At 76.3% G+C, this 13,160-nt stretch carries 12 protein-coding genes; 4 read left to right on the top strand and 8 right to left on the bottom strand.

Going from position 1 to position 13,160, the window contains the following annotated elements:
* The first annotated feature begins 33 nt into the window (after positions 1-33).
* The 3 genes from ACI79F_RS06035 to ACI79F_RS06025 are packed head-to-tail and all read left to right on the top strand — an operon-like array spanning position 34 to position 2,025.
* Positions 34-729 (top strand): DedA family protein, encoded by a 696-nt coding sequence (locus ACI79F_RS06035; RefSeq protein WP_456546145.1) that lies wholly within the window; start codon positions 34-36, stop codon positions 727-729.
* Positions 730-733: 4 nt separating this feature from the next.
* Complete coding sequence (locus ACI79F_RS06030) at positions 734-1,396, top strand: HAD-IA family hydrolase (protein ID WP_456546146.1); 663 nt, start codon at positions 734-736, stop codon at positions 1,394-1,396.
* A complete protein-coding gene (locus tag ACI79F_RS06025) occupies positions 1,393-2,025 on the top strand; it encodes an alpha/beta hydrolase family protein (RefSeq protein ID WP_456546147.1) in 633 nt (210 codons plus the stop codon). Before ACI79F_RS06030 ends, ACI79F_RS06025 begins: the two co-directional genes overlap by 4 nt.
* Positions 2,026-2,094: 69 nt before the next feature.
* On the opposite strand, the gene ACI79F_RS06020 is transcribed toward ACI79F_RS06025, so the two are convergent.
* From ACI79F_RS06020 to ACI79F_RS05985, 8 genes are all read right to left on the bottom strand, one after another.
* The gene (locus ACI79F_RS06020) at positions 2,095-3,162 is read right to left on the bottom strand and encodes an SRPBCC domain-containing protein (RefSeq protein ID WP_456546148.1); all 1,068 of its coding nucleotides are present in this window, start codon (positions 3,160-3,162) and stop codon (positions 2,095-2,097) included.
* Between the two features lie 95 nt (positions 3,163-3,257).
* Positions 3,258-4,115, bottom strand: a complete 858-nt coding sequence (locus tag ACI79F_RS06015; protein WP_456546149.1) for an FAD binding domain-containing protein — start codon at positions 4,113-4,115, stop codon at positions 3,258-3,260.
* Positions 4,112-6,604: a xanthine dehydrogenase family protein molybdopterin-binding subunit gene (locus ACI79F_RS06010; protein ID WP_456546150.1), complete on the bottom strand. Its 2,493-nt coding sequence runs from the start codon at positions 6,602-6,604 to the stop codon at positions 4,112-4,114. The genes ACI79F_RS06015 and ACI79F_RS06010 overlap by 4 nt, the downstream gene beginning before the upstream one ends.
* Positions 6,601-7,089 (bottom strand): (2Fe-2S)-binding protein, encoded by a 489-nt coding sequence (locus ACI79F_RS06005; protein WP_456546151.1) that lies wholly within the window; start codon positions 7,087-7,089, stop codon positions 6,601-6,603. Before ACI79F_RS06005 ends, ACI79F_RS06010 begins: the two co-directional genes overlap by 4 nt.
* A 193-nt stretch (positions 7,090-7,282) precedes the next feature.
* A complete protein-coding gene (locus tag ACI79F_RS06000; RefSeq protein ID WP_456546152.1) occupies positions 7,283-8,542 on the bottom strand; it encodes an MFS transporter in 1,260 nt (419 codons plus the stop codon).
* Positions 8,543-8,647: 105 nt separating this feature from the next.
* Complete coding sequence (locus ACI79F_RS05995) at positions 8,648-9,958, bottom strand: GAF domain-containing protein (RefSeq protein WP_456546153.1); 1,311 nt, start codon at positions 9,956-9,958, stop codon at positions 8,648-8,650.
* Between the two features lie 82 nt (positions 9,959-10,040).
* Entirely contained in the window at positions 10,041-11,489 is a 1,449-nt protein-coding gene (gene mftF / locus ACI79F_RS05990; protein WP_456578890.1) for a mycofactocin biosynthesis glycosyltransferase MftF, read from the bottom strand.
* Between the two features lie 26 nt (positions 11,490-11,515).
* Complete coding sequence (locus ACI79F_RS05985; RefSeq protein WP_456546154.1) at positions 11,516-12,058, bottom strand: cysteine hydrolase family protein; 543 nt, start codon at positions 12,056-12,058, stop codon at positions 11,516-11,518.
* A gap of 84 nt (positions 12,059-12,142) precedes the next feature.
* On the opposite strand from ACI79F_RS05985, the gene ACI79F_RS05980 reads away from it, so the two are divergent.
* Complete coding sequence (locus tag ACI79F_RS05980; RefSeq protein ID WP_456546155.1) at positions 12,143-13,153, top strand: iron-siderophore ABC transporter substrate-binding protein; 1,011 nt, start codon at positions 12,143-12,145, stop codon at positions 13,151-13,153.
* Positions 13,154-13,160: the final 7 nt, after the last annotated feature.

Genomic DNA, 13,160 nt, shown 5'->3' with positions numbered 1-13,160 from the left:
CGGCGTCCAGGAGCCGCCTCTACCGTGGGGCGCATGTCCTTCCTCGCCGCTGCCGCCACCGACGAGGGTGGTCTCACCGCCTGGCTGCTCGACCTCGTGGACACCCTCGGGCCGGTCGGGGTCGGGTTCAGCATCCTGATGGAGACGGTGATCCCGCCGATCCCGAGCGAGGCCGTGCTCGGTGCGGCCGGCGTGCTGATCGACACCCCGTGGGACTTCGCCGCCGTCCTGTTCTGCGCGACGCTCGGGTCGGTCCTGGGCGCGATCTTCTTCTACTACGTGGGCCGCGCGCTGGGCCCGCGCCGCTCGCACGCCTTCCTCGACCGGCTGCCGCTGGTGGAGACCGAGGACGTGGACAAGACCTTCGCCTGGTTCGAGAAGCACGGGCGGGCGGCGGTGTTCTTCGGCCGGATGGTGCCGATCGTCCGCAGCTTCATCTCGGTGCCCGCCGGCGTCGTGCGCATGCCGTTCGGCCAGTTCCTGCTGTACACCGCCGGCGGCAGCCTGATCTGGAACGCCCTGCTGGTCACCCTCGGTTGGCTGGCCCGCGACTTCATCGAGGCGAACCTGCACTACCTGGACTACGTGGTGGTCGCCGTGGTGGCGCTGGGCATCGCCTACCTGGTGGTCAAGCGCTACCGCGACGTCCGCCGGCACCGCCGCGCGGGCCGGACGACGGCCGACCGGGAGGGGACGGCGAGCGAGCGCACCGGCCGCCCGGCAGCATGACCGGGTGAGCGCACCCCGCCCGGACGTCGTCGCCCTCGACGTCAACGAGACCCTGCTCGACCTCGCGCCGATCCGCGCCGGTCTGGTCGAGCTCGGTCACCCGCCGGAACTGCTGGGCCCGGTCTTCGCCCGCACCCTGCTGACGGGCTTCGCCGCGGCCACCGCCGGCACGTGGTGCCGGTTCCGCGACGCCTTCGACGCCGCCCTGGTGCAGCTCACCGACCTCCCCGCGGCCGACCGCGGCCGGCTCGCCGACACCTTCCTCGAGCTCGGCCCGCACCCCGACGTGGAGCCCGCCCTGCGCCGCCTGGTGGAGGCCGGCGTCCGGGTGGTGACGCTCAGCCACGGCTCCCCCGGCGTGGCCGAGGCCGGGCTGGAGCGCGGCGGGATCGCGCCGCTGGTCGAGCGGTGCCTGTCCAGCGAGGTCATCCGCGCCTGGAAGCCGGCCCGCGAGGTCTACCTGTGGGCCGCCGGCGTGTGCGACGTCGAGCCGGCGCGGATGGCGCTGGTCGCCGCCCACGGCTGGGACGTGCACGGCGCCGTCCGGGCCGGGCTGACCGGCGTCTGGTTCCCCCGCGCCGAGCGCGGCTACCCGGCGGTCTACGACCCGGCCGCCCTGGTCGCCGCCGACCTCGCCGGCGCGGTGGACGCGCTGCTCGGCGCATGAGCGGCTCGCACGAGGTGGCCACCCCGCACGGGCCGGCGCGGGTGCACGCCGACGAGCCGGCGCGGGTCCGCGGCACGCTGGTGCTCGGGCACGGCGCGGGCGGCGGCGTGGAGTCCGCGGACCTGGTCGCCGTCGCCCGGGACGCCGTCGACGCCGGCTGGCGCGTGCTGCGGGTGGAGCAGCCGTGGCGGGTCGCCGGCCGGCGGATCGCCCCCGCCCCCGCGCGGCTGGACGAGGGGTGGACGGCGGTCCTCGACTCGCTGCGCACCGACGGGCGGCTGCGCGGCCCGCTGGTGGTCGGCGGCCGCAGCGCCGGCGCGCGGGTGGCCTGCCGGACGGCGGCGGCCCTCGGCGCGGACGGCGTCCTCACCCTGGCGTTCCCGCTGCACCCGCCGGGCCGGCCGGAGCGCAGCCGCGCCGACGAGGTGACCGGCGTCGACCTGCCGCTGGTGGTCGTGCAGGGCGAGACCGACGCGTTCGGCGCGCCGGCCGAGGTCGCGGCGGTGCTGCGGGGCCGGGCGACCGCGTCGGTCTACGCGGTGCCCGGCGACCACTCGCTCAAGAAGAACCCCGACGTCGTCGCCGCGGCCGCGCTGGCCTGGCTGGACGAGGTCCACCCCCGCAGCTGACGCGCGAGATCTGCACACTCGTCACCATCAGCTGCTGATGGCGACGAGTGTGCAGATCTCGTCGAGGGGTCAGAGGCGGTTGCGGCGCCGGCGGACGACGAGGCTGAGCAGGAACAGCACCGCGGCGACGCCGGCCAGCGGCTTGGCGTAGCGGGTCAGCGCCGCCCCGCCCGCGACCTCGAGCAGGTCGATCGGCTCGGGCTCGGCGACCGGCGGGCGCAGCGTGGCCGGCGAGCTCTTCGCCGGGCCGCCGGTCGCGGGCCGGGTCGGCGGGGCGGTCGGGCCGGACGGCGGGGTGCTGGGCCGGGCCGGGACGTCGGAGGCGCCCGGCACCCGGTCGGCCAGGGTGGCGTCCGGCGGCGGGGTGTCCGCCTCGACCGGCGTGCCCGCGGCGGCCGGCGAGGCGGCCGGCGCGGTGTCCGTCGCGGCCGGCGCCAGGTCGGTGGCCGCGGGAGCGGCGTCGAGCGTGATCGGGGCCGTGTCCGTGGCGGAGGGGGCGGCGCTCGCGGCCGCGGTCTTCTTCGCCGCCGTCTTCTTGGCCGCCGTGCCGGCCTTCCGCACGGCCTCGGCGGCCGCGTTGTCGCCCGGCGTCTGCTCCACCGAGGCCGCGACCTCCTCGGCCACCCCGCTCACGGTGGCCGCCGCGCCGGCCCCCCCAGCAGCGCCCGCCGGTGCGGTCGCGGCGCCCGCGTCGCCCTCACCGAGCTGCGCGGCGAGCTTGTCGGCGAACTGGCCCAGCAGCTTGTTGCCGACGTCGGTCATCACGCCGCGGCCGAACTGGGCCGGGCGGCCGGTGATGTTGAGGTCGGTGAGGACGTCGACGCGGGTGACCGAGCCCTCGGCGGCCAGCGTCGCGGTGACGACCGCGGCCGCGGTGCCGTTGCCGCGCTGGTCCTTGCCGCGGGCGTCGATGACCGCGCGGTGCGCCGCCTCGTCCTTCTCCACGAACGACGCCTTGCCCTGGTAGGTCAGGTTGATCGGGCCGAGCTTGACCTTCACCCGGCCGGTGAAGTCGTCGCCGGTGACCGAGTCCAGCGCCGCCCCGGGCATGCACGGCGCGATCCGCTCGATGTCCAGCAGGACCCGCCAGGCCTCGTCGATGGGGACCGGGACGGTGAACGAGTTCTCCAGCTGCACGGGTGCGACCTCCTGACGGTGACGGCTCGGCCGGCCCGCCCGGAGGGGACGGGCCGGCCGAGCCGGTGGAACGGGTGTGGGCGGTGTGTCGAACGCTACAGCCCGGCGGCGGCCGACACCGCCCGCCGAGTCAGCACCTGGGCGAGGTGCTCGCGGTAGTCGGCCTGGGCGTTGAGGTCGCTGCTGGGGCTGGTGCCCTCGGCCGCCCGGCGGGCCGCCTCGGCGATCGCCTCCGGGCTCGCCGCGGCGCCGGCGAGGGCCTCCTCGGTCGCCCGGGCCCGCAGCGGGGTCGGGCCCATGTTGGTCAGCCCGATCCGCGCCTCGGCGATGTGCCCGTCCTCCCGGCGCACCGCCGCCGCCACCGCGACGATCGACCAGGCCTGCGCCACCCGGTTGAACTTCTCGTAGCGCATGCCCCACTGCCCGGTCAGCTTCGGGACGCGGACCTCGACGAGCAGCTCCCCCTCCTCCAGCGCGGTGGTGAGGTAGTCGACGAAGAAGTCCGCGGCCGGCACGGTCCGCCGTCCGTTCGGCCCGGCGACCACGAACTCGGCGTCCAGCGCCAGCGCGACCGCCGGCAGGTCGCCGGCCGGGTCGGCGTGCGCCAGGGCCCCGCCGAAGGTGCCGCGGTGGCGCACCTGCCGGTCGGCCACCGTCTCGGTCGCCTCGGCGATCAGCGGCGCGTACTGCTGGATCAGCGGGTCCTTCACGACGTCGGCGTGCGTCGTCATGGCCCCGATGACCAGCGCGTCGCCCTCCTCCCGGACGCCGCGCAGCTCGCTGACGCGGCTGAGGTCGACGACCGTCTCCGGGGCGGCCAGGCGCAGCCGCATGACGGGGATCAGCGACTGCCCGCCGGCGAGGATCTTGACGTCCTCGCCGCCCTCGGCGATCGCCTGCAGCGCCTCGTCGACCGTGGTCGGCCGGGCGTAGGAGAACGGTGCGGGGATCACTGGTCGCCTCCGAGCGCGGACTGGGGGGTGGAGACGCCGGCCGTGGTCTCGGTCTGCGCGCCGCCGTAGGCGTTGGTGCCGGCGGCGGCCCGATCACCGCCGTCCCCGCCCTGGTGGACGGCCCGCCAGACCCGTTCGGGGGTCAGCGGCATGAGGATGTCCGAGACGCCGAGGTGCCGGACGGCGTCCAGGGCGGCGTTGACCACCGCCGGCGTGCTGGCGATGCAGCCGGCCTCGCCGACGCCCTTCGCGCCGATCGGGTTGCCCGGCGCGACGTGCACGGTGTTGGCGGTGTCGAAGTGCGGCAGGTCGGCGGCCGAGGGCACCAGGTAGTCCACGAACGTGCCCGTGGTCAGGTTGCCGTCGGCGTCGTAGACCGCCTCCTCGTACAGGGCCTGCGCGATGCCCTGCGCCAGCCCGCCGTGGACCTGCCCCTCGACGATCAGCGGGTTCACGATCGTCCCGACGTCGTCGACGCAGGCGTACTTGCGGATCTTCACCATGCCGGTCTCGGTGTCGACCTCCATGGCGCAGACGTGCGTGCCGTGCGGGAACGAGAAGTTCACCGGGTCGAAGGTGGCGTCCGCGTCGATCGAGGGCTCCACGCCCTCCGGGAAGTTGTGCGCCGCGAAGGTGGCCAGCGCGATCTCCTGGATCGACAGCGAGGTGCCCGGGGTGCCGCGGACGGAGAACTTCCCGTTCTCGAACTGCAGGTCGTCCTCGCTGGCCTCCAGCAGGTGCGCGGCCACGGTGCGGGCCTTGGCCACCACCTTCTGCGAGGCGTTGACCACCGCAGCGCCGCCCACGACCAGCGACCGCGAGCCGTAGGTGTCCAGGCCGCGGGAGGAGATGGAGGTGTCGCCGTGCAGCACCTCGACGTCCTCGAACGGGACGCCGAGCTCGTCGGCGACCAGCTGGCTCCACGCCGTCTCGTGGCCCTGGCCGTGCGGCGTGGAACCGGTGACGACCTCGACCTTGCCGGTGGGCAGCATGCGGATCGAGGCGTGCTCCCAGCCGCCGGCGCCGTAGCTCAGCGAGCCGAGCACCCGGGAGGGCGCCAGGCCGCACATCTCGGTGAAGGTAGAGAAGCCGATGCCCAGCTGCACCGGGTCCCCGGACTCGCGGCGCCGGCGCTGCTCCTCGCGCAGCTCGTCGTAGCCGAGGAGCTCGAGGGCCTTCTGGGTGGCGGTGTCGTAGTCGCCGCTGTCGTACTCCAGCCCGGCCGCCGTCGTGAACGGGAACTCGTCGGCCCCGATCCAGTTCTTCCGGCGCAGCTCCAGCGGGTCCATGCCCAGCTCGACGGCGAGCTCGTCCATGATCCGCTCGATCGCGAACGTCGCCTCGGGCCGGCCCGCGCCGCGGTAGGCGTCGGTGGGCGTCTTGTTGGTGAAGACCCCCTGGCAGTCGAACCGGTAGGCCGGGAACTTGTAGATCCCGACGTACATGAAGGCGCCCAGCACCGGCACGCCCGGGCTGACCAGGCGCAGGTAGGCGCCCATGTCCGAGAGGATGTGCACCCGCAGGCCCTTGACGTTGCCCTCGCGGTCGGACGCGATGTCGATGTACTGGATCTGGTCGCGGCCGTGGTGGGCGCTCATCAGCGACTCGCTGCGGGTCTCGGTCCACTTGACCGGCTTGCCGAGGCGCTTGGCGACCAGGAGGGTGATGACCTCCTCCGGCGTCACCTGCAGCTTGCCGCCGAACCCGCCGCCCACGTCGGGGGCGATCACCCGCAGCTTGTGCTCGGGCGTGCCGGTGACCATCGCCAGCATCAGCCGCAGGATGTGCGGCACCTGGGTCGAGGACCACATCGTGTAGTTGTCGCCCTGCGGCTGGACCACGGTCGCCCGGGGCTCCATGAACGCCGGGATGAGCCGCTGCTGCACGAACCGGCGGCTGACCACCACGTCGGCGTCGGCGAACGCCTGCTCGGTGTCCTGGCCGGTGCCGGCCTCGCCGGCGTCGAACACGAACCGGAAGCTCTCGTTCGAGTTCAGGTGGTCGTGGCACAGCTCGGGCTGCTCGGCGAGCGCCTGCTCCATGTCCAGCACGACCGGCAGCGGCTCGTAGTCGACGTCGACGAGCTCGACGGCGTCCTGGGCCGCGGCCTTGCTGCGGGCGACGATCACGGCGACGGCCTCGCCGACGTGGTTGACCTCCTCCACCGCCACGGAGGGGTGGCCGGGGTTGACCATGTCCGGGGTGACCGGCCAGGCGCACGGGATGGAGCCCTGCTCCTCGGCGAAGTCGCGGCCGGAGAAGACGGCGACGACGCCCGGCGCCGACCGCGCGGCCTCGACGTCGACGCTGCGGATCTTGGCGTGCGCGATCGGGCTGCGCACGACGGCCAGGTGCAGCATGCCGGGCAGGACCAGGTTGTCGGTCCACGTCGTCCGGCCGGTGATCAGCCGGGCGTCCTCCTTGCGGCGGCGCGGCTGGCCGACCTCCCGGGCCGGCGCCTGGGCCGGGGCGTCCTCGACGGCAGTCATGCCTGCGCCCCCGTCGTCTGGCCGGACAGCTCGCCGGCGGCCTGCTGCACCGCGCGGACGATGTTCTGGTAGCCGGTGCACCGGCAGAGGTTGCCCTCGATCCCCTCGCGGATCTCCGTCTCGCTCGGGCTCGGGTTCTCCTTGAGCAGGTCGATCGAGGCCATGATCATCCCGGGGGTGCAGTAGCCGCACTGCAGCCCGTGCATCTCGTGGAAGGCCTTCTGCACCGGGTGCAGCTCGCCGTTGCTCGCCACGCCCTCGATGGTGGTGACCTCGCTGCCGTCGGCCTGGACGGCGAAGACGGTGCAGGACTTCACGGCCTGCCCGTCCAGGTGGACGGTGCAGGCGCCGCAGTTGCTGGTGTCGCAGCCGACGACCGTGCCGACCTTGCCCAGCTGCTCGCGCAGGTAGTGGACCAGCAGGGTCCGCGGTTCGACGTCGTCGCTGTACGACACCCCGTCGACCCGCACGTTGATGGACGTCACCGAGAGCCTCCGCTTCCTTGCAGGACATGACGCCGCGCCCCGGCTCGGCCGGGCGCTGGCGCGGAGTCTGGCAACGGCGGAGTGACTCAGGCCACGCTAACTTCCCGCCGGGTCCGACCGGCGGGCGCGTTCCCGCAGGTCAGCGGCGGGTGGCAACGTTGCAGCGGGGTTGCAGTCCCCCGGTGGGACGCCGTCAGGCGCCGGTCGTGGCGGACGTCGCGAGCCGCTCGCGGCGCTGCAGCAGCGCGGAGGCGCCCAGGGCGACCAGCCCCACCGCGGCCAGCCCGGCGCCCACCGTCGAGGGCGCGGTGTAGCCGGCCCCGGCGGCGATGACGAGGCCGCCGAGCCAGGCGCCGAGGGCGTTGGCCGCGTTGAGCGCCGAGTGGTTGAGCGCGGCGCCCAGCATGCGGGCGTCGGCGGCGACCTCCATGAGCCGCAGCTGCAGGCAGACGACCAGCACCGAGGAGGCGACCGCGACGAGGAACACCGCGCCGAGCAGGGTGGCGCCGCTGCGCGCCGCCAGGGGCATCAACGCCAGCAGGACGCCCATCGCGACCGCGCCCCCGACCAGCGACGGGAACAGGGCGCGGTCGGCCAGCCGCCCGCCCAGCACCGTGCCGGCCACCATGCCGACGCCGAAGGCGAACAGCACCCACGGCACCGCTCCCCGGGACAGGCCGGTGACGTCGGTGGTGAGCGGCGCGATGTAGCTGTACAGCGCGAACATCCCGCCGAACCCGACGACGCCGACGGCGAGGGTGAGCAGCACCTGCGGCCGGCGCAGCGCGCCGAGCTCGGTGGCGACCGACGCCCCCGCCGCGGCCCGCAGCGGCGGCACCAGGGCGGCCACCCCGGCGATCGTGACGACGGCGAGGACGACGACGGCCCAGTAGGCCGCCCGCCACCCGAGGTGCTGGCCCAGCCAGGTCGCGGCGGGGACCCCGACGACGTTGGCGACCGACAGCCCGAGCATCACCGAGCTGACCGCCCGGCCGCGCTGCCCCTCGGCGACCAGCGACGCGGCGACCAGCGAGGCCACGCCGAAGTAGGCGCCGTGCGGCAGGCCGCTGACGAAGCGGGCGAGCAGCAGCGCCCCGCTGCCGGCGGCCAGCGCGCTGAGCGCGTTGCCGACCAGGAACGCCACCATCAGGCCGATCAGCAGCCGGCGGCGGGGCACCCGGGCGCCGAGGGTGGCGATCACCGGCGCCCCGACGACGACGCCGAGCGCGTAGGCGGAGATGACGTGCCCGGCGGTGGGGATGTCGACCGCCACGCCGTCGGCGATGTCGGGCAGCAGGCCCATGGTCACGAACTCGGTGGTGCCGATCGCGAAACCGCCGACCGCCAGCGCGGCGATGGCGGCGACCAGCCGCCGGCGGGCCGGCAGCGGCGCCTCGACGTCGGCCTCCCGGGCGGTGGACGCGTCGGGGGTCGCGGAGACGTCGGCACTCACGTGCACAGGCCAATGCCCGGCCCGGGCGGCGCATTCCCCGGGTGGGGGAGCGCTGGGCCACAGCCGCCGGGTCCCGCGGCCGCCGCCGGGGCCCCCGCGGCGCCGTCAGGCCCCGCGGCCGCCCCGGCGCAGCCGGCCCAGGTGGGCGGCGACGGCCGCCCGGCGCGCGGAACCGGCCGGGAGCACCTCCAGGCAGGTCTGCCAGAGGGCCACGTCGGCCGTGGCCTCCGGCAGCCGGCCGTAGCGCAGCAGCAGTTCCGGCCGGCGGGCGGTGAGGACGGCCTGCCGCAGGGCCGTGGCGAGCCGGTCGCGGGCGGCGGCGACGCCGGGCGCGGTCGAGCGGGGCAGCACGGGGCCGGGGTAGCGCTCCAGCGCCTCGGGCAGCGCGCCGAGGTCGATGAGGCGGCGCACCCGGTCGACGTCGGTGTCGAGGCGGCCGAGCAGGCGGTAGGGCCGGGAGCCGATGAGGTGGGCGCCGACGAGGCGGCGCAGCCGGGACAGCTCCGCCCGGACGGTGACGACGGCGGCGTCCCCGCCGTGGCACTCGGCGGCCAGCTGCTCCGCCGTCCGGCCCTCCCCCGCGGCGGCGGCCTCGGCCAGCAGCAGGAGCAGCTCGGAGTGGCGCAGCGACAGCTGGACGGGACCGGCGGGCAGCACGAGCCGGGCCCGGTCGCGGCCCAGCACCTCCAGCCGCACCGCCGGGCGCGGCCTCGGGGGCGGGGGCGCGGCCGGCGTCTCCAACGACGCCCGGTGCAGCCAGCGCAGCTCGGCCTCGACCGCGGCCACGGTCGCCCGGACGAGGGTGAACACGTGCGGGCTGGCCACGTGGTCGCCGCCGGTCACGTCGATCGCGCCGAGCAGCTCGCCGGTGACGGGGGAGTGCACCGGCGCGGCCGAGCAGCTCCACGGCTGCACCGACCGGCGGTAGTGCTCGCTGCCGTAGAACTGGACGGCGTGGTCGAGGGCCAGCGCGGTGCCCGGGGCGTTGGTGCCGGCGACGTCCTCGGACCAGCGGGCGCCCTCGACGAAGTTCATCCCCGCCGCCTGCGAGCGCAGCCGGGCGTCGCCCTCGACCCACAGCATCCGGCCGGCGGCGTCGGTCACCGCGACGATCATGCGGTCGTCCTCGGCGTCCTCCACCAGCAGCCGCCGGATCACCGGCAGCACCGGGGCGAGCGGGTGCGCGGCGCGGTAGGCCTCGAGGTCGTCGTCGAGCAGGTCCACCGGCGGGGACGCGCCGTCGGGGTCGACGCCGCTGCCGAGGCTGCGCCGCCACGACTCCCACACCACCGGGCGCACCGGCGCCGGCGGGCGCGCGGCCGAGGTCACCAGCGCCTCGTGCGCAGCCCGCAGCCGACGGGTGAGCGCGGCGTCGGGCCGCCCCTCGGGCAGCGCGAGCCACGGCGAGGAGGTCACGGTCTCGGACCCGGGAAGTGGCTCATGTCACCCTCCATCGTCTCCGGGAAACGCCGAACGCACCAGGGCATCCGCTGCCCGGTCAGATCCGTGGCGGGCTCGCGGGCAGCAGCGCCCGCGGGCTGCCCGCCCGCAGCGCCCCCGCCCACAGCCCCGCGCCGTAGGCCAGGTCCTCCGCCCGGCGGGCCGCCACGAACGTCGCCGGGTCGACGGCGCGCCGGTGCGGCCACCACGCGGCGAGCCCGTCGGCGACCGCGACGGCGCCCAGCACCACCCGCGCCCGGCGGGAGACGAGCGCGCCGGCCACGGCCAGCGGCCAGTGGTGCCGGGTCGCCGCGCGGGCGAGCGTCCGGCCGGCGGTCGCGGTGCCGCGCAGCACCAGCACGGCGGCCAGCGCGGCCGGCGGGCGCCCGTCCGGCGGGGTGAGCCGCCGGGCCAGCCGCACCGCGGCGGCGCCCAGGACGCCGGCGGCGGCCAGCCGTCCCGGCCCGCGCCCGGCGAGGGCCAGCGCCACCGCGGCCGCCGCCCACCCGGAGACGACGACCGGCGCCACCGCCGCGCCGTGCCGCTGCGCGAGCAGCGCGGCGCCCGTGCCGTAGAAGGCGCGGCGGCGCAGCCACGCGCCGGCCCCGGCGGGGTGCTCGTGGGCGACCTGCGCCGCCGGCTCGTAGCGGACCCGCCAGCCCGCCGCGGCCAGCCGCCACACCAGGTCGACGTCCTCGGCGACCCGCATCGACTCGTCGAAGCCCGCGCCCAGCGCCTCCCGGCGGGCCAGCAGCGCGGCGCTGGGCACGTAGGAGACGGCGGCCAGCGGACGGACGGCGGCCGGCCGCGGCCCCATGTCCAGGGCGCTCACCGCCGCCTCGTAGGCCGCCAGCCGCCCGCGCGGAGTCGCTCGGTGCCGGTTTCCGCGCTCGAGCGACTCCGCATCCGGCCCCGCGCCCAGGGCGACCACGCGGGGGGCGACCAGGGCCAGCCGCGGGTCGCCCAGGTGCCGGCGCAGCGGGGGCAGCCAGCCGGGCCGCGGCACGCAGTCGGAGTCGAGGAAGGCCACCAGCGGGGTGCCGGCGGCCCGCAGGCCGGTGTTGCGGGCGGCGGCCGGCCCGCGCGAGACCGGGCTGCGCAGCACCCGCGCGCCGGCGGCCGCGGCCACCGCCGCGAGCGCGACCGGGTCCGCGGAGCCGTCGTCCACGACGAGCACCGGCACCGCGGCCGTGTCCGGGTCGGCCCGCAGGGCGGCCAGCAGCCGGGCGACGCCGTCGGTCCGGTCGCGCACCGGGACGACGACGGTCACCGCCGTCCCCGGGTCCGGCAGCGCGCCCAGGTCGGGATGGGCGATCCCGGTGTCGAGCAGGCGGTCGGCCAGCGCGGCCGAGGCGGCACCGGTGACTCCCAGGCGGCCGGTGCGCAGCAGGTCGACCGCGCGCGGGCGCAGCCGCAGCAGGCGCAGCGGCGAGCCGCCGAGCAGCGCCGTCCCGCCGTCCCGCCGGCGCACGCCCGGGTCGAGCCGGACGGTCCAGCCGTCGGGCAGCCGCTCGCCCGGCGGCGGGGGCAGGCTCAGGCCGCGCCGCCCAGCACCTGCGCGGTGGTCACCACCTGCACCAGGGGCGCGTAGCAGCCGAGGATCCGCAGGGTGTCCTCGTGCGCGGCGTCGTCGGCCCCGGCGCAGGCGTCGGAGACCACGCGCACCGGGACGCCGGCGTCGGCGGCCGGCAGCACGGTGGACAGGACGCAGCAGTCGGTGGCGACGCCGGTGACGGTGAGCGGCCCGTCGTCCACGATCGCGGCGAGCTCGGGCCCCCACTTGCCGAAGGTGGTCGCGTCCAGCACCGGGGCGGCGCCGGGGTCCTCGGCCAGCCGGTAGAGCGGGGCGTCCGGCGGCTGCAGGGCGAAGTCGTACTGCTCGTAGTAGTCCACCCAGGCGCCCTCGGGCTTCTCCGGTGCGACGAACCGGGTGAACACGACGCGGTCGCCGAAGGCCGCGACCAGGCGGCGCACGTTGGGCCGGATGTCGTCGAAGCGGGGCGCCGTCCAGGGGGAGCCGGGATCGCGGAACACCTGCTGCAGGTCGACGACGACCAGCCACCCCTCGGGACGCACCGGTCGAGCCTAACGGGGCCCGTGACCCACCCGTGACCGCCCGGTGGTTAGGTGAGCCTCACCTACTCGCCCCCTGGAGATCCGATGCCGTCCCGACCCCCGCTCCGCGCGGCCGCTCTCGTGGCCGCTGCCGCCCTCGTCCTCGCCGGGTGCGGGGACGACGACTCCGACGACGGCGCCGGCTCCGGCGGGGAGGGGGGCGGCGGCTCGTCGTCCGGCGCGTTCCCCGTGACGATCGGGACGGCGTTCGGCGACGTCACGATCGACGAGGAGCCGACCCGCGTCGTCGCGCTCGGCTGGTCCGACGCCGAGACCGCGCTGGCCCTCGGCGTGCAGCCGGTGGGCGCCAGCGACTGGCTCGCCGTCGGCGGCGACGACGGGCTCGGCGACTGGGTCCCGGAGTCCTACGACGAGGCGCCCGAGATCATCGAGACCCTCGAGCCCAGCTACGAGGCGGTCGCCGCCCTGGAGCCGGACCTCATCCTCGACACGCGCTCCTCCGGCGACCAGGACCGCTACGACGCGCTCAGCGCGATCGCGCCGACCGTGGGCCAGCCCGAGGGCGTCGGCCCGTACCAGACCACCTGGCAGCAGCAGCTGGAGATGGTCGGGCAGGCGCTGGGCAGGAGCGACGAGGCCGCCGCCCTGCAGGACGAGGTCGAGCAGGCGTTCGCCGACGCCGCGGCCGAGCACCCGGAGTTCGCCGGCACCGAGGTCGCCGTCGGCGCCTTCACCTCCGAGGGCTTCGGCGCCTACGTCAGCGGCGACTCCCGCGTGCAGTTCATGGAGCAGCTCGGGTTCGTGAACAAGGAGGAGATCGAGGAGCAGGCGACGGAGAACTTCTTCGTGCCGGTCAGCGAGGAGCAGCTGTCGCTGCTGGACGCCGAGCTGACCGTCGTCTTCCCGATCTTCGTGGAGGCCGCGGAGTTCACCGGCAACCCGCTGTGGAACGCGCTGCCGTCGGTCCAGGAGGGCCGCGCCGTCGTCCTGGAGGACCTGACGCTGCTCAACGCCTTCTCCAGCGCGTCGGCCCCCGGCCTGCTCTACGCCCTCGACGGCACCGTCCCGCTGTTCGCCGAGGCGCTGGCCGGCTGATCCCCCG

Source organism: Blastococcus sp. SYSU D00868, assembly GCF_054050575.1.
This window is presented reverse-complemented; position numbering and strand designations above follow the sequence as displayed.